18 protein-coding genes and 2 pseudogenes are annotated in these 22,320 nt (G+C 62.5%); 12 read left to right on the top strand and 8 right to left on the bottom strand.

The window, feature by feature from the left end; genetic code table 11:
- Positions 1-29: 29 nt before the first annotated feature.
- The 3 genes from B0G83_RS04485 to B0G83_RS04475 all read right to left on the bottom strand — a co-directional run bounded on the left by B0G83_RS04485 (position 30) and on the right by B0G83_RS04475 (position 4,055).
- On the bottom strand, positions 30-1,832 hold the full coding sequence (locus B0G83_RS04485) for an NAD(P)/FAD-dependent oxidoreductase (protein WP_105506180.1): 1,803 nt from the start codon (positions 1,830-1,832) through the stop codon (positions 30-32).
- Between the two features lie 85 nt (positions 1,833-1,917).
- A complete protein-coding gene (locus B0G83_RS04480) occupies positions 1,918-3,087 on the bottom strand; it encodes a sigma-54-dependent Fis family transcriptional regulator (protein WP_105506179.1) in 1,170 nt (389 codons plus the stop codon).
- A 185-nt stretch (positions 3,088-3,272) separates the two neighbouring features.
- Entirely contained in the window at positions 3,273-4,055 is a 783-nt protein-coding gene (locus B0G83_RS04475) for a helix-turn-helix domain-containing protein (RefSeq protein WP_105506178.1), read from the bottom strand.
- A 486-nt stretch (positions 4,056-4,541) separates the two neighbouring features.
- On the opposite strand from B0G83_RS04475, the gene B0G83_RS04470 reads away from it, so the two are divergent.
- Positions 4,542-6,656 (top strand): TonB-dependent siderophore receptor, encoded by a 2,115-nt coding sequence (locus B0G83_RS04470; RefSeq protein WP_258167690.1) that lies wholly within the window; start codon positions 4,542-4,544, stop codon positions 6,654-6,656.
- Between the two features lie 34 nt (positions 6,657-6,690).
- On the opposite strand, the gene B0G83_RS04465 is transcribed toward B0G83_RS04470, so the two are convergent.
- Complete coding sequence (locus B0G83_RS04465) at positions 6,691-7,194, bottom strand: thiol-disulfide oxidoreductase DCC family protein (protein ID WP_258167689.1); 504 nt, start codon at positions 7,192-7,194, stop codon at positions 6,691-6,693.
- Between the two features lie 50 nt (positions 7,195-7,244).
- Here B0G83_RS04465 and B0G83_RS04460 point away from each other — a divergent pair, with 50 nt between their 5' ends.
- The 6 genes from B0G83_RS04460 to B0G83_RS04435 all read left to right on the top strand — a co-directional run bounded on the left by B0G83_RS04460 (position 7,245) and on the right by B0G83_RS04435 (position 13,110).
- Complete coding sequence (locus tag B0G83_RS04460; protein WP_105506175.1) at positions 7,245-7,775, top strand: GbsR/MarR family transcriptional regulator; 531 nt, start codon at positions 7,245-7,247, stop codon at positions 7,773-7,775.
- A gap of 134 nt (positions 7,776-7,909) precedes the next feature.
- The gene (locus B0G83_RS04455) at positions 7,910-9,166 is read left to right on the top strand and encodes an SDR family oxidoreductase (protein WP_105506174.1); all 1,257 of its coding nucleotides are present in this window, start codon (positions 7,910-7,912) and stop codon (positions 9,164-9,166) included.
- Positions 9,163-9,636, top strand: coding sequence for a DUF2269 domain-containing protein (locus B0G83_RS04450; protein WP_105506173.1), 474 nt, complete (start codon positions 9,163-9,165; stop codon positions 9,634-9,636). Before B0G83_RS04455 ends, B0G83_RS04450 begins: the two co-directional genes overlap by 4 nt.
- Before the next feature lie 115 nt (positions 9,637-9,751).
- On the top strand, positions 9,752-10,555 hold the full coding sequence (locus B0G83_RS04445; RefSeq protein ID WP_105506586.1) for a GNAT family N-acetyltransferase: 804 nt from the start codon (positions 9,752-9,754) through the stop codon (positions 10,553-10,555).
- Between the two features lie 145 nt (positions 10,556-10,700).
- A complete protein-coding gene (locus tag B0G83_RS04440; protein ID WP_105506172.1) occupies positions 10,701-11,738 on the top strand; it encodes a transporter in 1,038 nt (345 codons plus the stop codon).
- Positions 11,739-11,901: 163 nt separating this feature from the next.
- Positions 11,902-13,110, top strand: coding sequence for a GGDEF domain-containing protein (locus B0G83_RS04435; RefSeq protein ID WP_105506171.1), 1,209 nt, complete (start codon positions 11,902-11,904; stop codon positions 13,108-13,110).
- A gap of 27 nt (positions 13,111-13,137) precedes the next feature.
- Here B0G83_RS04435 and B0G83_RS04430 read toward each other — a convergent pair whose 3' ends face one another.
- Positions 13,138-13,683 (bottom strand): DUF1003 domain-containing protein, encoded by a 546-nt coding sequence (locus tag B0G83_RS04430; RefSeq protein ID WP_105506170.1) that lies wholly within the window; start codon positions 13,681-13,683, stop codon positions 13,138-13,140.
- Positions 13,684-13,945: 262 nt separating this feature from the next.
- On the opposite strand from B0G83_RS04430, the pseudogene B0G83_RS04425 reads away from it, so the two are divergent.
- Together B0G83_RS04425 and B0G83_RS04420 are read left to right on the top strand one after the other, a co-directional pair.
- A pseudogene (locus B0G83_RS04425) lies at positions 13,946-14,131 on the top strand (glutathione S-transferase C-terminal domain-containing protein); the annotation flags it as partial.
- 52 nt (positions 14,132-14,183) lie between these two features.
- Positions 14,184-15,143, top strand: coding sequence for an alpha/beta fold hydrolase (locus B0G83_RS04420; RefSeq protein ID WP_258167688.1), 960 nt, complete (start codon positions 14,184-14,186; stop codon positions 15,141-15,143).
- Positions 15,144-15,259: 116 nt separating this feature from the next.
- On the opposite strand, the gene trpS is transcribed toward B0G83_RS04420, so the two are convergent.
- A complete protein-coding gene (gene trpS, locus B0G83_RS04415) occupies positions 15,260-16,288 on the bottom strand; it encodes a tryptophan--tRNA ligase (protein ID WP_105506169.1) in 1,029 nt (342 codons plus the stop codon).
- Positions 16,289-16,552: 264 nt separating this feature from the next.
- Positions 16,553-16,786 carry a hypothetical protein gene (locus B0G83_RS38040; RefSeq protein ID WP_146120156.1) on the bottom strand — a complete coding sequence of 78 codons (234 nt, stop codon included), beginning with the start codon at positions 16,784-16,786 and terminating at the stop codon, positions 16,553-16,555.
- 345 nt (positions 16,787-17,131) lie between these two features.
- Here B0G83_RS38040 and B0G83_RS04410 point away from each other — a divergent pair, with 345 nt between their 5' ends.
- A complete protein-coding gene (locus B0G83_RS04410; protein WP_105506168.1) occupies positions 17,132-18,229 on the top strand; it encodes a porin in 1,098 nt (365 codons plus the stop codon).
- Positions 18,230-18,619, top strand: a pseudogene (locus B0G83_RS04405) (3-methyl-2-oxobutanoate hydroxymethyltransferase); the annotation flags it as partial.
- Here B0G83_RS04405 and B0G83_RS04400 read toward each other — a convergent pair.
- Positions 18,566-19,135 carry a hypothetical protein gene (locus tag B0G83_RS04400; protein ID WP_105506166.1) on the bottom strand — a complete coding sequence of 190 codons (570 nt, stop codon included), beginning with the start codon at positions 19,133-19,135 and terminating at the stop codon, positions 18,566-18,568. The pseudogene B0G83_RS04405 and the gene B0G83_RS04400 overlap by 54 nt on opposite strands.
- Before the next feature lie 1,125 nt (positions 19,136-20,260).
- Between B0G83_RS04400 and B0G83_RS04395 the strand changes: the two genes are divergently transcribed.
- Positions 20,261-22,318 carry a hypothetical protein gene (locus B0G83_RS04395; protein WP_258167687.1) on the top strand — a complete coding sequence of 686 codons (2,058 nt, stop codon included), beginning with the start codon at positions 20,261-20,263 and terminating at the stop codon, positions 22,316-22,318.
- The last annotated feature ends 2 nt before the right edge of the window (positions 22,319-22,320 follow it).

The raw sequence follows: 22,320 nt of genomic DNA, 5'->3' as shown, positions 1-22,320 counted from the left end.
GAACCCGCGCCCCACACCCCGCGCTCACGCTACGACAGGTGATGCACCTCCTGCAGTCCGAACACCGGTGTCGCAATTCCTTCCATCCGTGCCTTGAGTTGCAACGACAGATACTGCGAGTAATGCCGCGACTGATGCAGGTTGCCGCCATGAAACCATAGCGCCTGCTGCTGCGTGGGCTTCCACATGTTGCGCTGCTCGCCCTCCCACGGGCCCGGGTCTTTCGTCGTGTTCGAACCGAGTCCCCATACCTTGCCTACCTTGTCGGCGACCTCGCGCGAAATCAGGTCGGCGGCCCAGCCGTTCATCGAGCCATAACCCGTTGCGTACACCACGACGTCCGCTTCGAGTTCGCTGCCGTCGCTCAGCAACACCGCATGCTCTTTCAGCTCGACCACGTCCACGCCGCTCTTCAGCTTGATCTTGCCGTCGGCCACCAGCTGCGACGCGCCCACGTCGATGTAATAGCCCGAGCCGCGCCGCAGATACTTCATGAAAAGGCCGGAATCGTCGTCGCCGAAATCGAGCATGAAGCCGCTCTTTTCCAGCTTGGCGTAAAACTCGGCGTCGCGCTCGCGGATCGCGTTGAACACCGGAATCTGAAACTCGTGAAGAATCGCGTACGGGATCGACGCAAAGGTCAGATCCGCCTTCGCGGTCGTCATGCCGGCCGCCACCGCGCGCTCCGAATACAGATCGCCGAGCGCGAATTCCATCAGCGAATCCGACTTGACGATGTGGGTCGACGAACGCTGCACCATCGTCACGTCGACGCCCGCTTCCCAGAGCGCGGCACAAATGTCGTGCGACGAATTGTTCGCGCCGATCACCACGACCTTCTTGCCCCGATAGTTGTCCGGACCGGGATGCTGCGACGAATGGTGCTGCTCGCCCTTGAACACGTCCATGCCCTTGAACTTCGGCAGGTTAGGCTTGCCCGACATGCCGGTGGCGAGCACCAGTTGCTTCGGGTGCAGCACGATCGTGCGGTCGCCGCGCTCGACTTCCACGGTCCATACGCCCTTGGCTTCGTCGTACACGGCGGACTTGCAGGTCGTGCCGCCCCAGTAGTTCAGCTCCATGACGTTGGTGTACATCTCGAGCCAGTCGCCGATCTTGTCTTTCGGCGTGAAGACCGGCCAGTTGTCCGGAAACGGCAGGTAGGGCATATGGTCGTACCAGACCGGATCGTGCAGGCAGAGCGTCTTGTAGCGCTTGCGCCAGGCGTCGCCCGGCCGCTCGTTTTTGTCGATGATGATGGTCGGCACGCCGAGTTGCCGCAGCCGCGCGCCGAGCCCGATACCGCCCTGCCCGCCGCCGACCACGAGGCAATACGGCTGCGTGGAAGTACCGAGTGCGTCGAGTTCGGCCTCGCGATTTTCCTTCCAGCTGGTGCGGTTCTGGCGCGCGCCGTGTTCCGCCCCCATCGGCCGCTTGGCGCCCTTCGGTTCTTCGTGGCCTTTAAGTTCGGCCATGGTGGTCAGCAAGGTCCAGATGCGGCCGTCTTTCAAACGAATGAAGCCCGTGCCGCGCGCCGCCTCCGTTTCGAACGTGATCCAGCCCTGCGTCATACCGCTTGCGTCGGTAGCCGGTTCGGGCTCCGCGAGCCTGAAATTCGATGGTTTGATCGCGCCTAGTTGCGCGCTCAACATGTCCGCGATCTGCTCGCGGCCTTCGAGCGTTTTGATGTTCCAGGTGAACGCGACCAGATCGCGCCAGTAGCAATCGGGCTGGAACAACTCGACGGCGGCCGCGACGTCGCCGCGTTTCAGCGCGCCTTCCAGCGTCTCCAGCACGGCGGATAGCGTAGGTTTGACGTTATTTTCAGGCATGGTTGCTCCTCCATACAGAACGGATGATCGAACTTCGATAGGAAACGCGGGTTCTACGCCCGCTAATGGAATCGGCGCGGCTCGGCTAGCACTTGTGTGGCGGTTTGATGCCCAGCCGCGCAATGCGCCGGTACAGGGTCGCGCGCGAAATACCCAGCGCTTGCGCGGCCAGTTCGGTGCGCCACTTCGCGTCGCTCAGCGCGGCGACGATGCGGCGGCGTTCGAGCGCGTCGTCGTCGGACAGCGGCGCGGTCTGCAATGCGGTCTGTGAAGCGGTCCGAGCGGCGGCGAGATCGCGCGGCGTTAGCACCGGCCGTCGTGTCGTACGCGCGAGCATGGGCGGACGCACTCGCGCATACAGCGGCGAACCGGTGTCGTTCAGTCTGAGCGAGACGAGACCGCGCGCCGCCCTGGTGTCGAACAGGCGCTCGGCGGTGATGTCGAATAACGCCGTCACGTGGCGCGGCAGCGCGTTGAGCGCGGGCATGCATTCGCGCGCGCGGCGGTTCACGGCGACGACGTTGCCGCTCGCGTCGACGGCTATCAGGATTTCCGGCTGCGCTTCCACATAATGGCGATTGCGGTGCGCGAGCAGCACCCAGCAGTCGGTCGCGGCGTTGAGGAAATACGCGTCTTCGATCAGCAATGCGCTCTGCCGCACGATGTGGTTGACGAGCCGCTGGCTCTCGCGGTCGTCGGGGGAACGCACCGCGGACGCATCCAGCACGCCGAGCAATTCGCCGTGCAAGCCGAAGATCGGCGAGGCGCTGCAAGTCAGCGTCGTGAACGCGGCCCGAAAATGATCCATGCGATGCACGGTGATCGGCTCGGCGTCGAGCAGCACGCTGGCCACGCCACAGGTGCCCTCCTCGCGTTCCGACCAGCACGACCCGAGATACAGGCCCGCGCGCTTGAAATCGTGACGGCGCTCGCGGTCCACGCGGTAGTCGATCGTCACGCCTTGCGCGTCGGTCAGCATTACGCAGTAGTCGGCCTCGCGCACCATTTCATGCAACCGCGACAGACACTGCCCCGACGCGCGGAGAAACGATTCCTCGCGATGCTGGACGTCGCGCAATTCGGGCACGGTCAGCACGCGCGGCCCGACGGTCGCGCACGGATCGAGATGATATTGCTCGAGCGAACGCCGATAAGACGATGCGAGCCGCGCACCGTCCACGCCGGGACGCACCGTACGCCCTTCGATGACGTTGCACACGCGGTCGATATGTCGGGTTGACGGAACGTACGGCATCGCGAGTCTCCGGCGAATTCAGCGCTTGTCGGGTGCTGGAGGCATTGTGCGCCACCTGCGGCGCCGCATCGTCTCCCAAGCTGAAACGTATGGGACGATTTTTAGCACGCGTGCTCCGGGAGATCACACCGCAGTGCACCATCGGCGTCGGTGAGAATTTTTTCTCAGGCGCCACACCGGCACATTCAGCCGGACAGATAGTGCTGAGGCGCGCTGCCGGTGATCTGACGAAACATCACGATAAAGGCGCTCGCACTGCTATAGCCCAACTCGCCCGCCACGCGCGCCACGGGTTGGCCGAGCGTGAGGCGCGAGATGGCTTCGTCGACCCGCATATGCTGGCGCCACAAACCGAACGTCATGCCGGTTTCGTCCTTGAAACGGCGCGCGAACGTGCGGCCGCTCGCGCCCATGCGCGCGGCCCAGAAATCGAGCGACGTGTCGCTGCCGGGCTCGTTCATCAGGTGTTCGCAGATTTTCAGCAGGCGCTCGTCGTGCGGTAACGGCACACCGCTTTCCGGCATCGTGGCGGCTTCGGCGATCACCTTGAGCAGCAACGGCACCGACAGCGCGGCCTGGCTCGTGGGCGCGTAGTCGTCGCCGCCGGCGCTCAGATTGAGCGCGAGTTCGCGCAGCAAGGGCGACGCCGACATTGCCAGCGGTTCGCGCCACTGCCATTCGAACACTTCGGGTTCGATATACACGTTGCACAACTCGAGCGCGCCGACCGCGTGCAATTCATGATCGACGTCCGACGGCAACCACAGCGCGCGCGATTGCGGCAGCGTCCACGTGCGCTGCGGCGTCAGCGCGCGCACCACACCGCGCACCGCGAACACCAGTTGCCCGTGATGATGCTGGTGCCACGAAATCCGTTCGCCGTGCCGATACTGCGTCAACGATGCCATCACACTGCGCGGCAACGGCAGCCGTGCCATCGGATAACGCTTCAGTAAAAACTCTTTCATCGGTTCCTCTTTGCCCGGCGGGATGCGCGCGTCGTGCTCACGTCGCCGCCGCCGGGCTGCTTCAGATTGCCCATACCGACGATTGGACACATGTTGTCCAAAAATCGACATTGATTGTCGGCCTTTCGGGCTGCGCAACCGATATTCTCCTTGCCTATCAACGCTTGAGGCCGCAGCCCTCGAGATAATAGGAATGAATCTCATTCTCAGGCTGGACGCCATCTTAACCGGAAAGAATGCTTCCGGCATGGATGTGACAGCCATCGCGAACACCACGCGCGGCACCGGCTGACATCCAGCGACGCCGATCGCCGGATCGAATAACAAAGCGCTCTCCCCGTCGACCCGCTTCAGGAAATCCGCTTTCAGCCGGAAGGGCATTGCTCGTCCATTTATTTTTAAACGCACTCAGTTCTTCACCCGATGAAAACAACGACAGACCACGCACGACGCGACGTTGCGCCACGACGTTTCAGCGCGCCGCCCATGACCTGCCTCGCGCTCGCGCTGCTCGCCGCGTGGTCGCTCCCGACGCACGCACAAACCGCTGCGCCGGGCAGCAACCTGCCGGTGGTCACCGTGACGTCCACCGCGGACGCCGATGCCTCGACCGAAGGCAGCGGCTCGTATGCGGCCCGCTCCGCGACGGTCGGCAGCAAGGTGCCGGTGGCGATCAAGGAAACGCCGGCGTCGGTGTCCGTACTGACACGCCAGCGCATGGACGACCAGAACATGGTCACGATCCAGCAGGCGCTGCGCTATGTGACCGGCGTCCAGTCGGTCGATTACGGCGACGGCACCGCGTACTTCAAGGCGCGCGGCAACATGCTCGGGGTCGAGTTCGACGGCGTGCCGATCGTCAGTGGCCTGCAGTATCTGCAACAGTTCGATCTGGCCATGTACGACCGCGTCGAAATCTTGCGGGGTCCGTCCGGCGTGATGGACGGCGCGGGCGATCCGGGCGGCACGGTCAATCTGGTGCGCAAGCGCCCGCAGGACACCTTCCATGTCGCGACCGAAACGCAGGCCGGCTCGTTCGGTTCGCTCCGTCAGATGGTCGACGTGACCGGACCGTTGAACAAGGACGGCTCGTTGCGCGGCCGCGCGGTGCTGGTGGGCAGCGACGGCTTGCAGTCGGTGGACGGCGTGCGCCAGAAAGAAGTGATGGCTTACGGCGCGCTCGATTTCGACATCACGCCGCGCACCACGTTGTCGCTGTCGGCGGCGTATCAGAACAACCCGATCTCCGGTCTCGATTACGGCGCGAGCGGTATCGTTAACAGCGACCAGAGCGCGTTGATCGGCCGGGTGCCGGGTTCGTATTCGCAGAACTTCAGCCCGAGCTGGAATTATGGCTACACGTCGGTGCAGGAGGCCAATGCAAACCTCGTGCATCGCTTCGAAAACGGCTGGCAGTCGCAGACCACGCTGTTCTATCGCCATGAACTGCTGAAAGCGGATTACGCGTACGCCGGTCCGGGTGCGAGCGCGAGTGGTCTGTCGTCTTACGGCGAGCAGCGGCAACGCAACACGTACGACTGGTTCGGCGCGGACACCAACGTGTCTGGTCCGCTGCAACTGTTCGGGCAGACCCACACGCTGACGTTCGGCGCGAACTACACGCTGCAGTCGAATACACAGAACTCGGGTTTCGTGCTGGCCAACGGTCCCTTCGCCGATGGAACGTTTAGTCTGTACGACCCGAATGCGGTTTCGAAGGTCGACGTACCGTTTACCTACGGCGCCAACAACCGGTTCGAACAGCTAGGCGTCTATGGGCAGGCGCGGATTCACATCACGCAGCCGCTCACGCTCGTGCTCGGCGCGCGCGAGGCGTTCTACCATCAGACCGCGCAGACCATTCTGCCGACCGTCTCCGACTGGGCGACGCAGGCGCAATTGAATCACCGCTTCCTGCCGTCCGCGGGGCTCGTCTACGACATCGTGCCGTGGCTGACCGCGTATGCGAGCTATTCGAAGTTCCTCGCCGCGCAGACCGCGACGACCTATACCGGTGTCGGCCTCGCACCGCGCACCGGCGAACAATACGAAGCGGGCCTCAAAGGCAGCTTTCTGCACAACCGCCTCAACGCAACGGTCGCGGTGTTCAACATTAACGACAACAGCCGCGCGATCACCGACCCGGATCATCCCACCGGCTCGATTGCGGGCGGCAAGTCGCGCGATCAGGGCGTCGAACTCGAGGTATCCGGCCAGCCGTTGCGGAACTGGAACGTTTACGCGGGCTACACGTACCTGAACGTCAACTACGAAAACGACGTGCCGAATCTGACGGACGGTACGGACCCGAAGCATCTGTTCAAACTGTGGACGAACTATGCCTTCACGCAAGGCATGTTGAGCGGCGTGACGATAGGCGGTGGGATGCTGGCGCAAACGCGTATTACGCGTGGTGTCGAGCAAGGCGCCTATGCGATCTTCAACGCGCAGGTCGGCTATAAGTTCAACAAGCATGTCGAGGCGTCGTTGCAGTTGAACAATTTGTTTAACCGCGATTACTACATTCGTCCGCCCGGCAACTTTTATAGCGTGTTCGGCGATCGCCGCAATGTGATGCTGACGCTGCGGTCGGATTTTTAAGGGCGTCGTGACATTCGCCTCGCGCCGTTCGAGTTCAGCGGAAGGGATCGGTCTTGATAGCACAGGTTCCGTCCGCGCAGCCGGACGCGGCACGCACGCCGAGCCATCTCGAGATGCGCATGCGGTTGCGGGCAAACCCACGATACAGCGCCTTGAAGGCCGGACGCATCGCCTTGATCCGCAGCGGCGCGACCAGCCAGCCCCGTCCGACCAGCGTGTACGCGGCGATGAAACTATCGATTCCCACGACACATTCGCCGCCCGCGGTCCACCCGTGCAACTCGCGGTTCAGATCCGCCAACTCGACGCCGAGCGGCGCGGGATCGAAACCCGGCTGCGCGATGTCGACAAAGCCCAACCGGTCGTGCCGGTCCCATTGACGCAGGCGGTTCCACTCGGCAACGCAAAGCGGGCAGTTACCGTCGATGTAAAGCGTGAGTTCAGGACGCGCCATGATCAATTCCCTTTTTTTGTCGATTCCGTTAATTCCGTTGTTTCTGTCAAAACAGAAATTAGATCGATGCAGCGTTCCCGTCAAGCGTTATTTCTGTCTTGACAGAAATAACTGAATGAAATAAAGTCCAAGACATGGAACTCACACCGATCGCTGAAAGATTCATCCTCCACTGGGGCGAAATGGGCTCTCGCTGGGGCGTCAACCGCACGGTCGCGCAAATCCACGCGCTGCTTTATCTGCTGGGCCGCCCTATCGCGGCGGACGAGATCGCGGACACGCTGGGCGTCGCCCGTTCCAATGTGAGCACGAGTCTGAAAGAACTCCAGTCGTGGCGCCTCGCGAAGGTGGTGCACGTCATGGGCGACCGGCGCGATCACTTCGAGACGTCCACGGATATCTGGGAACTGTTCAAGCTGATCGTCGAGGGGCGCCGGCAGCGCGAGATCGATCCGACGCTCACGGTGCTGAAAGACAGTCTGGACAGCCCGGAAATGGCGCAGGAAAGCCGTGACACCGAGCAGCGGATTCGCGACACGCTGCAGTTTCTCGAAACCTTGACCACATGGTCCGACGAGATGCTGCGCATGAAACCCGAAACGCTGATGAAGACGCTCGGCATGGGCGCGAAGCTCAGTCGCACGATGAGACGGACGAAGAGCTAGCACGATGGCGCGGACGATCGGATCGTCCGTTTTTTTGACTTTTAATTTCTGTCAATACAGAAATAACAGTAATTAAGAGAATGATAATGAATCCAACCTCGACGTTCGCTTGTCAGTCCGTCGCACCGGGCAGCATGAACATTTTGGTTTGCGGCGCGGATGGTTTCATCGGCCGTGCGCTGTGCGACGCGCTCGTGCGCGGCGGGCATCGGGTGCGCAAAGGCGTGCGGCACGCCCGGCACGACGACGAAGTCGAGATCGACTACACCGCCGATCTCGACCCATCGGTCTGGCTGCCCAGGCTGCGCGATATCGACGTGGTGATCAATGCCGTCGGCATTCTGCTCGAACGCGGCGATCAGACCTTCGACCGGATCCATCGGCGCGCACCGGTCGCGCTGTTCGAGGCGGCGGTTACGGCGGGCGTGCGGCACATCGTGCAGATCTCCGCGCTCGGCGCGCACGGCGGCGAGACGGCCTACTTCACCAGCAAGCGCGCCGCCGACACGTATCTCCTGTCGCTGCCCGTCGCGCACCATGTGCTGCGGCCGGCGCTCGTGTATGGGCCGCACGGTTCGTCGGCGCGCTTTTTCCGCTGCATCGCGAGCTTGCCGGTTCATCCGCTGCCGGCGGGAGGTCATCAATTGTTGCGGCCGATTCATCTCGACGAACTCGCCGAGATCGTCGTGCGCCTGGTCGACGGCAGCGTCACGGATCAGCCTGTGCTCGATCTGGTCGGCGGCACGCAACTGGCGTATCGGCAGATGCTGGCGACATATCGCGCGTCGATGGGATTGACGCCCACCGGAAGCATCGGCATCCCCGCTGCGGCGATCGGCTTGAGCGCGGCGTTGCTCGATCGCGTACCGCATTCCATGCTCACCCGCGACACGTGGCGCATGTTGCAATCGGGCAGCACCGCGCCGGCCGCAACGACCGCCAGGCTGTTGGGCCGCGAGCCCGCCGGGATCGAAACGTTCATCACGCCCGCCGACGCGCTGCCGCTGCGTCACGAAGCGCTAGCCGCGTGGCGCCCGGCCGTGTTGCGTGGCGCGCTGGCCATCACGTGGATCTGGACGGCACTATGCAGCGCGTTCATCTACCCGCGGGCGGACAGTCTCGCTCTGCTCGCCCACGTGCATCTGCACGGCGGCGTCGCCATCGGCGCGCTCTATCTCGCATCGGCGTTGGATCTGGCCTTCGGCGTGGCCACACTGGTCCGTCCGGGACGACGGCTATGGGCGATGCAGGCCGCACTAATCGCCGCGTACTCACTCGCGATTGCGATCACCATGCCCGAATTTCTCTGGCATCCGTTTGGCCCTCTGCTGAAGAACCTGCCGATCCTTGCGCTCCTGCTCATTCTATTTAGCGAAGAAACACAACCATGAACCTCTATCTCGCGATCAAGGCTTTGCACATCATGTCGTCGGTACTGCTGGTGGGCACCGGCTTCGGTACAGCGTTCTATCTGTTCTTTGCGAACCGCACGCGCTGCGTTCCCGCCATCGCCACGGTGTCGCGCCTCGTGGTGCGGGCCGATCTCTGGTTCACCACGCCGGCTATCGTGTTTCAACCGCTGTCGGGCCTCTGGCTCGCCCACACAGCCGGTTGGCCGTGGAGTACACCATGGATCGTCGCGGCCATCGGCCTGTATCTGGTAGCAGGCGTCTGCTGGCTGCCGGTCGTCTGGCTTCAACTGGAGATGGCAAAGATCGCCGCCAGCGCGAACACGAGCGGCGTGACCGCATTGCCTCGGCAATACTGGCGCTATGCACGCTACTGGGAATGGCTAGGCTATCCCGCGTTCGCGGCAATGGTCGCGATCTACTGGCTGATGGTGTTCAAGCCTGCGTTGTGAGCGCTTAGTGCCCTGGCCCCGATCGATCGACTCTACCGGTTAAATCGTCGACAATCGCGGCTCGGCCGTCGCGTGACGGCGCACCGCTGCCGCACACACCGAGATGCTCGACCTCATGCCCGTCGTACCCGAAAACCTTGGACTCGCCACCGATCTGCTGCTGCATGCCGAAACCGGCAGCGTGGAAACGAAGGATCGCTATGTGGTGGTTCGCACGCCTCAGGCGCACGACTACTTTTTCGGCAACATGCTGGTGTTGCGCGACCGGCCTTCGGCAGGCGAGATCGACCGGTTAGAGGAAGACTTCGCGCGGCTCGTCGGTGTCCCGCCGTCGATCGCGCATCGCACGTTCACGTGGCCTGAAAATGATGCCGGCGCCGTGGATCTCGCTGCGTTCGTCGAACGCGGTTACGACGCCACGCTGTGCAGCGTGCTCACGGCGACACCCGATCAAATCCGCCCGGCCGTCACGCGCGCGAACATTGAAGTCCGCGCATTCCATTCGCAGCGTGACTGGGACGACTGGGCCGCCATGCAACTCGCGGCTATGCCGAACCCGGCCGATCCCACCTCGCAGCGCTACATGGCGCAGCAGCAGATCGCCCATAGAAACGTCATCGCCCGCGGTATGGGTGCATGGTGGGGGGCGTTTATCGACGGCGAGCAGGTGGGCAGTCTCGGACTGTTCTTTTTCGGCCGTATCGGACGTTTTCAGGCGGTCATTACCAGCGAACAGCATCGCAACAAAGGCATCTGCAAGACGCTGATCAGCGAGGTGATCCGTGCCACGGCCGGTTCGGACGATCATCTGGTAATGGTCGCGGACGAGAGCTATCACGCGGGAAAAATCTACGCGTCGCTCGGTTTCGTGCAGCACGGCCGGCTCGGCAGCGTGTGCCGGGAGCCTGCGCCGGAGTGAGCCTCCTGCTTCGCCCGCTGCGAACACGCGTGCAAATTGCCTGCTGAAAATCCGGCCCTTTATGACGAACATGACGCGTTCATGATCTCCCGGTAAATTGCTGACCATGCCGAAACCCGGGTGCGAAGAGCACGCTGAACGACTTATGAACCCTGAACTGCTAGTGCAAACCTATGGTGCGGACTCGTCCGGCATGGTGTGCGGCTTCCTGTTTGCGTCGACCCGTGCGGGGCAGTCCATCGACGCGGCTGACGCCGCCAACTGGCTCCGCACGCAAGAAACGCCCGGCGCCACCGGCGAATCCGGCGAATTCATCTGGCTGCATTTCAATCTGGCGCACAGCGCGAGCGAGCGCTGGATCCGTGCTCACCTCGACTTGCCCGAAACGTTTTTCGACGCGCTGCGCGAGGGCTCGCACTCCACACGGATCGAACAGGCGGACGGCGCGCTGCGCGCGGTGGTCAACGACGTCATGTTCAACCTCGAATTCATTCCGTCCGAGATCGCGACGCTGTGGATCCACGCGAACCGGCGCGTGATCGTCACCGCCCGTTTGAAACCGCTGCGCTCGGTGGACCGCTTGCGGGCGTCGGTGCGGGACGGTGAACTGTTCCGCTCGCCCGCGGAACTGCTGGTTCATCTGATGCGCGATCAGGCCGATCTGCTGGTGCAGATCGTTCGGCGCACCAGCGCCGACGTCGACCGGATCGAGGACCGTTTTCTGTCGCAACGGCCGACGCAAAGCCGTCTGGACCTGGGCGCGATGCGCCGCACGCTGACCCGCTTGCAACGGATGCTCGCGCCCGAACCCGGCGCGATTTTCCGGCTGCTGGCGAGACCGCCGCGCTGGCTGCATCCCGATGACGTGCAGGACCTGCGCGAGTCGACGGAAGAATTTTCCGTGGTGATTTCCGACGTGGCCGGGCTGATTGAACGCGTCCGGCTGCTGCAGGAAGAAATCATTTCGCGGCTCGAAGAACAGAACAACCGCACGCTGTTCACGCTGACGCTGGTGACGGTGCTGGCCATGCCGATCAATATCGTCGCGGGTTTCTTCGGCATGAATGTCGGCGGCATTCCGCTCGCCGAGAATCGCCATGGCTTCTGGGTGATGGTGATCCTCGTGGCCGGGTTTACCGGGCTTGCCGGCTGGTGGGCGTTCAGTCGCCGCCGCGAACGGTAAGCGCCCGTTCTGGCGCGGTCGCGCTGCCCAAATCCCCCACCACCCCAATGCTACAATCCGCCGCGCCGAGGCTGCTGTCCCGTCTCGGGCAGCACCGCGCGCCTGGGCCGGCGAGCGGATCACCATAAAAAGACTGACGACGTATTTCGGGGAGGTGCCTCGAATGTTGGATCCCGCTGTGGCCGTCACCACCGCCGCACTGATGAGCCTGGTACTGCTGGTGCTGCTCGGCTCGCTGCTTCGCTCGGGTATGCCGGGCGTGCGCGAATGGTTTGCCGCCAATCTCGGCATCGTCGTCGCGCTGCCGCTTATCCTGATGCGCGGCAGCATTCCCGACGTCCTGTCCGTCGTCATCGCGAATCTGATGATGGCCTTGTCGGCCGTCACGTACTACGCCGGCTGTGCCCAATTTTTAGGGCGTCCGGTACGCTGGCCGCTGTTGAGCGCCTCACTCGTGCCGCTGGGTATCGCGCTGATCTACTGGCGTTACGTCGTCGACAGCATTCCGGTTCGCGTGCTCGCCACCACGCTCTTCACGGCCGCCGTTTGTCTCGCGACCGCACACCTCGTCGTTCGATACCGGCCACGCGAGCGCTCGACTTACCCGTATTGGGTGACCGCGGCGATGGCCCTGCTGTTCGCGCTGTGCCAGCTTGCGAGAGGCTTCTATTTCATGACGCTGGACGGCGTGTCGAACCCCGTGATGTTCGCTTCCGCAGGGAGCGTGATGTTGCTGGTCGCGGCCACGGCGATCATGCCCACGCTCTCCATGTCGGCAATGATGATGGTGCACAACGTGCTGCTGGCCGACGCGCGCGACGCGGCGAATCGCGACTACCTGACCGGCGCGCTGTCACGAAAAGGGTTCGAAGCGATCGCGCGAACCCGGCTGGAGGAAGCGGACCGGCACGGCTTACCCGTCTCCCTGCTGATCGTCGATCTCGATCATTTCAAATCCATCAACGATACGTTCGGCCATGCCGGCGGCGACACGGTGCTGCGCGAATTTGTTCGGGTGGCGCATTCCCAGTTGCGGCAAAGCGATGCGCTGGGTCGCCTGGGCGGCGAGGAATTTGCCGTGCTGCTGCCCGCCACGCTGCCGGACGACGCGTGGCGATTCGCGGAGCGGCTGCGCCAGGCGGTCGCCGCACAGCCGGTCACAACCGTCGCCGGACCCTGCGCCTACAGCATCAGCGGCGGTCTGGCAGGCTGGATGACGGGTGAAACGCTCGACCGCCTGAGTGCCCGCTCGGACCTTGCGCTGTATGACGCCAAACGCGCGGGACGCGACCGGATATGCGTGCACCAGCCGGTCACGAACGCCAGCGCGCAGCATCCGCGCGACAGCGCCGAACACGCGCTTGCCCGTTGAATGGCCGCGCGCGAAATCTCGGCGAATTTAAGCGCTGGGACCGACTTGCGCCAGCTTGTTGTGCAATTCGAGCGTCAATGTCTCGATGCGTTCGCTCATCTGCTTGGTCAGCGCGGTGAGTTGCGTGTTCTGTTCGAGCAACGCCACCAGTTGCTCGGTCTGCCGCGCGGCGAGCGCCTGACGCTGCTCGCTCGCCGTGGCGATATCCTCACGATGACGCGCGTCGGCATCCGCATGCACTTTGTCGCGATCCGCCTGACGCGTTTGCGCGAGCAGGATCAGCGGCGCCGCGTACGCGGCCTGCAGACTGAAGGCGAGATTCAGCAGAATAAACGGGTAGACGTCGAACTTCGTCCAGCCCAGCATGTTCACGGCAATCCACACCGCCACGATCAAGGTCTGCGCAATCAGGAAGGTCGGCGTGCCGAAGAATCGCGCGAAAGCTTCCGCCTTCAGCGCGAACCAGTCGTCGCCGAATACCGACGTGAGATGAACGTGCGGCAGGTGGAATCGATAGTGATGATTGCCCTGCGCGTGGGATGACTGGGGCTTCTCGTGTTTCGCGTCGCTCATGATGGTGGTCCGTTGACTGAAGGGATAAGGTCATACCGGCTGCGGGCATTGGCGCGATTTTGCGTCTACTGTGCGTCGATTTTGCGACTACGCCTGTCGCGACCGACTATACCGGGCTGACCTATCGTTCCTCTTACATAGCGGGCGGCATGTGGCCCGGCGCCGTGACTGTCGCGACATCTTCCCGCTTTACCCGTACCTGAAAAGTAAACTTGCGCGCCGGCGTTGCCGACCTATGCTGTTCGACGAGACGACGCGGTTCGCGGCGCGTGATTACAACCGGCTGCCGTATCACTATCAAGGCATCGGCCGTTACGAGCCGGACCAGATCTATGCAAGAGGTATCGACGATCCGCGCGTCGTGGCGGATCTGCTCGGCGTTGATGGGTTTGTTTTTGGGCCTCGTCCTACCAGCGTCGATGCGGCGATTTATGGCTTCGTCGCCGACCAGAAGGCCGACGAATGACGGCACCTTAATCGGACTTTCACGGAGTCTCTCTTTGCACGAACTTCAGATAGAAACGTTGCAGGTCGGCGCGCTGCGCATGCGTGTCGCCAGTCAGGGCAGCGGCCCGCTCGTGCTGCTATGCCACGGCTTTCCCGAGTCGTGGTCCGCCTGGCGGCATCAATTGGCCGCGCTCGCCGCCGCGGGTTTTCGCGCGGTCGCACCGGACATGCGGGGATACGGCGGCACCGATGCCCCGCCCGACGCCGACGCGTACACGATGCTGCATCTCGTCGGCGATATGGTCGAGCTCGTGAATGTTCTCGGTGAGCGCGAGGCTGTGATCGTCGGTCACGATTGGGGCGCGCCGGTCGCCTGGCATGCGGCGATGCTGCGGCCGGACCTGTTTCGCGCAGTGGCGGGTATGAGCGTGCCGTTTTATCCCCCTGCGCGGGACGATTTGCTCACGGCGCTGGAACGGCAAGGCGTGCACACCTTTTACATGCAGTACTTCCAGACACCCGGTGTGGCCGAAGCCGAATTCGAAGCGGATCCCGAAGCCGCCCTGCGGCGCGTGACCTTCAGCATGTCGGGCGATGGGCCCGATCGCATCGTGGCCGGGATATTGAACCCAGGCGCAGGATTTCTCGACAACACGGTCGATCCCGAAACGCTGCCGTCATGGCTCGATCGCGAAGAGATTGCTTATGTGGCCGGCGAGTTTGCGCGCACCGGTTTTCGCGGCGGACTGAACTGGTATCGCGCGATTCGGCGCACGTCGGAATTAATGGCCGCGTGGCGCGGCTGCGTGATCCGGCAGCCTTCGCTGTTCGTGGCCGGCGCGAAAGACGACGTGCTGAAATTTCCCGGCGCGCAGGCCCGTATCGAGCATCTCGCGAGCGTGCTGCCTGGTTTGCGCGGCTGCCATATTCTCGAAGGCGCGGGCCATTGGATCCAGCGTGAGCGCGCCGTGGAAGTGAGCAATCTGCTCGTGGCGTTTCTGAAAGGGCTGTAGATTCGCAGGCGGACCTGGGGTTGTGAGTGGCGGGTTGCGAGCCACAGGTTGCGGGTCGCGGCAACGATTCACCTTGCCGCGCGACCGCAACCGCCCGCTTCATTCAGCGCCGCGCGTCAGTCGGCGAAATAGTCCAGACCCAGCGCGCTCTTCACCTCGGACAGCGTGGCGCCGGCCACTTCCCGCGCGCGCATCGTACCGCTGCGCAGCATGGCCATCACTTCGCCACGGTCCGCTTCCATCTCGCGACGGCGTGCCGCGATCGGCGCCAGCATGGCTTGCAGGCGCTCGTTGAGCGCGCGCTTGACGACGCTGTCGCCCAGTCCGCCACGGCGATAGTGCGCCTTGAGTTCGTCGACCTTCGCGACGTCCGGCTCGAACGCGTCGAGGAACGAGAACACCACGTTGCCTTCCACCTGACCCGGATCGCTGACGCGCAGATGGTTCGGGTCCGTGTACATGTTGTTCACGGCCTTGGTGATTTCGTCAGGCGTTGCGCCGAGGGGAATCGCGTTGCCAAGCGACTTGCTCATCTTGGCCTTGCCGTCGATGCCCGGCAGCCGCGTCACGTTCGACAGCACCGCTTCGCACTCCACCAGCACCTGGCGTTCGACCGTGTTGTTGAAGCGCCGCACCAGTTCGTTGGTTTGCTCGATCATCGGCAACTGGTCGTCGCCGACCGGCACCTGGGTGGCCTTGAACGCGGTGATGTCAGCGGCCTGGCTGACCGGATACGTCAAGAAGCCGGCGGGAATATCGCGTTCAAAACCACGCAGCACGATTTCCTGCTTGATGGTCGGATTGCGTTCGAGGCGCGCGACCGTGACGAGATTCAGCAGGTATTGCGTCAGCTCGGCGAGTTCAGGCACCTGCGACTGGATGAAGATGGTCGACTTCGCCGGGTCGATGCCGACCGCGAGATAGTCGAGCGCGACTTCGATGACGTTTTCCGTGACCTTCTGATGCCGGCCGACGTTGTCGGTCATGGCCTGCGTGTCGGCCAGCAGCAGGAATTGCTGCGCTTCGTGCTGTAATTGCACGCGGGCGCGCAACGAGCCGATGTAGTGGCCGAGGTGCAGCGGGCCGGTCGTGCGGTCGCCGGTCAGAATGATGCGTTGCTTAGCGGGTTGGGTGTCTTGGGACATGATCCGAGTGTTCCGTGTTGATCGACGCTACCAGTTTCTAGCGCGCCAAAACGACGATGCCGCCAGACTGGCGGCATCACGTTTTCAATGTGTTGGGAAACGGGCCGCCTCGTTCAGGCGCACCACCAGCGCTTCAGTTGCAGCGGGATCCACGTCGTTTCCATCGCGCGAGTATACCGTCGCTTGCGCCGATGTGCCACCCGGGTATGCAGACGGACGGGTTTTGCTGTGCCTGGCGGCATTTTTGCCGATGCAGTATCCCGCCTAGCCGGGGTGAACGACCGTCAGCATGTTGCGCACGCCGAACGTCATCATCGCCAGAAAAGCGAGCAGCGCCAGAATCGCCATGATCACCAGCAGCGGACCCGCGAGCGCCGACTTCTCGACAATCGCCTTGATCGTCTCCAGGGTGGCTTTGTATTGCTCGCTTTGCGCCAATGCCAAAGAAGACGTGAATAACACGGCAACAGACAGCGCGCATTTCAGGAATGCATTCACACAGCCCCCGCTCGGAATTTTAATTCTTGTGTGCTCGTTCGCCTGACAGGTCTATTGATTTTCAATGCGGCGAGTCTGTCCGGTTTTCTACAGCACTGCGCTAACGAAAGACTTTCAGTTCGTTGAATTCGCAACAGATATTAAATTGACCCAGAGAAAACATTTGTGCGGTACGGCACGCAATCATTTGGGCGACTTGAATCGACTGCCCGATTCGACAGTCAACGTCAAGCTGGTGCGGACAATTCACCACGCCGCAACCGCAATGAAAGCTCGTCTTCGTAGAATCCCGCCGCGCCAGCAATTCAACTAGTAAAGCAACTATTCTGAGAGCACGGGGAATTAATGAAAATCGCCAAATACCTCCTTTTACCGACGCTTGGCGTCCTGTCGAGCATGGCCCACGCGCAAAGCAGCGTGACGCTGTACGGCTCGATCGACGAAGGATTCGAATACATCAGCAATCTGGGTGGCCATGCCGACTATGCGATGGTGAGCAACACCCAGCAACTGGGCAGCCGTTGGGGTATTAAAGGCACCGAAGATCTGGGCGGTGGCGTCAACGCGGTCTTTCAACTCGAAAACGGTTTCAGCCTGAATAACGGCAGCGCTTTGCCGAATGGGCAGATGTTCGGCCGCCAGGCGTATGTGGGGATCGGCTCGAATCAGTTCGGTACGGTGACGCTCGGACGACAGTACGACTCGGTTGTCGATTATGTCGCGCCGTTGGCGGCGGTGGGGAGCTGGGGCGGCACGTTGTTCTCGCATCTGGACGATGCTGACAACCTCAACGAGACTTTCCGCATTAACAACTCGGTCAAGTACACCAGCGCGGACTACGCGGGCTTGCAGTTCGGCGGGTTGTATGGTTTCAGCAATCAGGCCGGTGCATTTTCCGACAACCGGGCATGGAGTGTCGGCACACGCTATCAGAATGGCCCGCTGTCGGTCGCCGCAGCGTACATGAATATCGATAACGGCAGCGCGAACTCTACCGGCGCGGTTATTGGCACACCCCAACTGTCGGCGCAGCAACGCGTTGCGGGCGTTGGTGCGAACTATACGATCGGACCCGCGGTACTCGGCCTGGTTTACACGCACACCGATATCGTCGACCGGCCGACCGTGCCCGCGACAAGCACCGTCAAGTTCGACAACATCGAGTTCAACGCCAAATTCAACGTCGCAGCGGCATGGTATCTGGCTGCCATGTATGTCTACACCCGCGATTCCGTCACGTATTCGGGTGGCCACAATAATCCGCACGAGAATCAGGTTGGTGTGATGGCGGACTATCGCCTGTCGAAGCGGACCGATGTCTATGTACAGGGTGTCTACCAGAAAGCTTCCGGGAACGCCGTGTTTGCCATGATCGGTAATAACAGTGGATCGTCGGGTCAAAACCAGAGCGTCGCTCGCGTTGGTATCCGCACTTCGTTCTGATTTGCCGACACGCTAGCAATGGAACAGGCCGACGCATTCTGCGTGGTGGTCGAAGGTACGGCCGAAGCGTTGGCGAAACGCATTACCGCAGTACTGCCAGTGCCGACGATCGGCATTGGCGCATCTCCGTGTGCCGGCCAGACGCTGGTGACCGAACACATGCTCGGCGCGTTTAGCGCTTACACGCTCCGCTTCGTGAAGCAATACGCGGATACGAAGGCCGTCATGGAACACGCGATCAGACAGTATGCTGACGAGGTGCGTAACGGTGCGTTCCCCGCGTCGAAGCATGGCGTCGCGTACGGGAAGCCGCTTGCGATGATCGGCGTCGTAGTTTTACGGCAGCAGCGAAGCTATCGCGCCAGCCCAAAGGATCAACCCCGCGCATAACGGACCTAGAGGACTCGCGGGCCCCGTGGCGCCCAGATGAGGATAGACGAGCGCCACCAGCATCAAGGCAATGCCAATTACGTACCGTGCCTTCGACTTGAAGACAACACCGATCGGAATGAAATGCGCGCCAATCGTAAAGATCACTAGCGGCAGTATCCAGATGCTTTTGTTTAGTTCGGCAAGCGCTGTCGCCCCGACGACAATGATCGCCCACTGCACCGCATTGATGATATTGAAGGCTCGCGATTGTTTGAGCCTGCGCGGTGTGCCTTGATTCGCACGATAAGCCGATCTATTACGGCGGAATTGCGAAGACGAGAGCAGGAGAAGAGAGACGGCCGCCGCCACGATAAGCAGCAGGACGCCGAGCGCCGCGCCGTACACCTGCAGGCACCATAAAACCAGCCAGGCCGCGCCGAATACGCTAAAGAAGATCGCACCGATCGCGCGGCTTGCGCGCACCTCCGATTGCTGCGAGGTTAGATCGGTGTCGGCATGCTGGACAGCGCTCATAGAGCACCTATGGATTTTGGCTTATCACTAACAGAAAATATCGGTAAGCCGATGAAGAACAGTTCAGTTCTAATCCGCACCGAGAGCTTTTCTGATTGTACACATCGCCAATCGCCTTCTTAGCTCTCTCGCATAAACTCCAGAATTCCTGCAGAAATTGTTTCAGGTCCGTGACCTCTCTTCTTCAGGAAGTCGCTATCCGATTGGTTGCAACTGCAGCCACTTGCTTTGTAGCACGACTTTTTTATATTGCGGCCAGCCGGGGAAGCGCGACCACGAGCAGTGCGTCTCTTCGAGAAGGTCCCTTGATCGCGAAGAACATATTGGCCGGACGACACGATCGTGCGAACGCCGTCGGAACCGTCCAGAAGAAAGCGAACATAGCGCCGCGGAACAACGCCGCGAGTCGGATCGGCTATGCCGCGATTACCGCAGGGCTCGCGTCCATGCTCGGCGAGACTAATCGATCCACATCGGACATCCATACGCAGGCACCTTCGCCTTTATCCGGCGCTTTTTTGCGAGTGCAACCTCTGGGGCAATGCACTTCGCATAGCGTTTTCGACGGGCGCGTTCCATGTCTTTTTCGCCAATGCGCCCTTGGCCGCCCAGGCGGCATGCGATGTGTCTCCGGCAACGTTGGGCTTCCCATGTCTGAGTGGCTCGCTTCTCTGATCGCGCTGCTCGCCGCGTTATATGTGCGCGTCGTGGATACAGACCAGGAGCCTTGACGATTGGACATGGACACGTGACTCCCTGTGGTGAGTCATTGACCTGGAAGCCATGTCGCTTAAAGGACGTTGCATAAGCTGAAGCGCGCTGAACTCGATGTCCGCGCCGAGCGTCATGTCACGTTACGCCGAGCCGGAACACGGTCATGTTCTTGCGTGACATGCGACACGTGCAACTCGGCCGCGTTCCGTTCGCCCGGTCTTTAAACCGCGCCGTAGCGATACCGCACCTCGTTTCGATGACGAAGTGCCAATTGGCACGTTCTCTGCAGATACCCGCCTCGCATTCACCTCAGCAGCAATAACCAACACAGAGAGAGGCAGGGCGATGGAAAAGAACTTCGCAGGGACGGCGGTTACCGTAATAGCTTTGTGCGCGGCTGCAGCATTCGGCATGGCTGCAAGCGAAGCGGCCATGGCAGACTCGACGGTGCCGAGCGCCGGGTTGACCTTGGGCCTCGGCGCGGGTGTGACGCCCGGCTCGATTGCGTTGGGCGTTATTGGCGGTGGTACGGCCACGGCTAACGACGTCACGGTGACGGTGGGTGGCGCGGGCGGTGTCGCGGTCAGCTTCGGTAACGAGTCGCTTGCTCCGCTGACGGGCTTGCTTGGGACGGTGACGGGTAGCTTGCCCGGCGTGGGCGGCACGGATCCGTTGGCACCGATAACGGGGGCGATCGGGACGGTGACGGGAGCGCTGTCGGGCGCCGCGGGGAGTAACCCGCTGGCACCGGTGACTGGTGCAATCAACTCGGTAACCGGTGCGCTTTCCGGCGCTGCTGGAAGTGATCCGCTAGCGCCAGTAACGGGGGCTATTGGGACTGTCACGAGTGCGTTGTCGGGCGCTGCCGGTAGCAATCCGCTGGCACCGGTGACAGGCGTAATAAGCTCGGTGACCGGCGCACTTTCCGGCGCTGCTGGAAGTGATCCGCTCGCGCCAGTAACGGGGGCTATTGGGTCTGTCACGAGCGCGTTGTCTGGCGCTGCCGGTAGCAATCCGCTGGCACCGGTTACGGGCGCAATCAGCTCGGTAACCGGCGCACTTTCCGGCGCGGCCGGCAGTGATCCGCTCGCACCAGTGACAGGCGCCATCGGGACTGTCACGAGCGCGTTGTCGGGCGCTGCCGGTAGCAATCCGCTGGCACCGGTTACAGGTGTCGTCAATACCGTCACGGCTGCGCTCGCCAATGCCACTAGTGGCAATCCGCTTGCCCCCGTGAGCGGAGCGGTCTCCTCAGCGACGGGCGCGCTGACGGGCGCAATCGATTCCGGCACGGGCAGCCTGTCGAATACGATCAACATGACCACCGGCGTACTCACCACGGCGATCGATTCGACCGCGGCCAACGTGGCGAACAGCGTCAATGGAACGACAGCCGTTGTCGCGAATGCAGTCGACTCAGGTGCGAGCACGGTGTCGACCGCCGTTAATTCGCTGACCGGCATCGTCGCGGGCGCAGCGGGCAGCAATCCGTTAGCACCTGTCACGGGTGCGGTGAACTCTGTGACTAGCATGCTGGCTGGCGCTGCTGGAAGCAATCCGCTCGCTCCTGTGACGGGCGTGGTCAACTCCGTGACGAGCACGCTTGCGGGTGCTGCAGGAAGCAATCCACTGGCTCCGGTTACGGGCGTAGTCAATTCCGTCACTAGCACGCTCGCTGGTGCTGCTGGAAGCGACCCGCTTGCCCCTGTCACCGGTGTCGTGAATTCCGTGACCAGCACCCTTGCCGGCGCCGCCGGCAGCAACCCGCTGGCTCCCGTTACAGGCGCGATCAACTCCGTGACCAGCACCCTCGCCGGTGCCGCCGGCAGCAATCCGCTGGCTCCCGTTACAGGCGCGATCAACTCCGTGACCAGCACCCTCGCCGGCGCCGCAGGCAGCAACCCGCTGGCTCCCGTCACAGGCGCGATCAACTCCGTGACCGGCACCCTCGCCGGTGCCGCCGGCAGCAATCCGATCGCCCCCGTAACAGGCGCCCTCAGCGCCGCCACCGCGCCGATCAGCGGCGTGGTCAATAGCGTGACCAGCACCCTCGCCAGCGCCAATCCGATCGTGCCGATCACCAGCGCCCTCAGCACGGTCACCGGATCCGCCGGTTCATTGACGGGCACCTTGTCCGGTATCGCGAAGAGCAACCCGATCGTGCCGCTGGCCACCACGGTGACGTCCACGCTCGGCAACACGCTAGCCTCGACAACCGGCATCACCGCGTCGGTTACGGGTCTGGTCAACGCCGGCGTCGGCGTATCCAGCAGCGTCGTCAACGCCGGCGCAGGCGCCGCGGCGACGACAAGCGGTTCGACGAGCTCGGCGGCATCGGGTCTGCTCGCCCCCGCAACCGGTCTGGTCGCAGGGCTGACCTCGACCGCTTCGCACACGGGCAGCGCCACCAACGCGCTCGCCCCGGTGACGAACCTGCTCAGCTCCGTGACCGGCGCATTGCCCAAGTAACC

It is taken from the genome of Paraburkholderia sp. BL21I4N1 (genome assembly GCF_002973525.1).
Taxonomy (GTDB): domain Bacteria; phylum Pseudomonadota; class Gammaproteobacteria; order Burkholderiales; family Burkholderiaceae; genus Paraburkholderia.
Note: the sequence above shows the minus strand (reverse complement) of the source record. Positions and strands in the feature narration are given on the sequence as shown.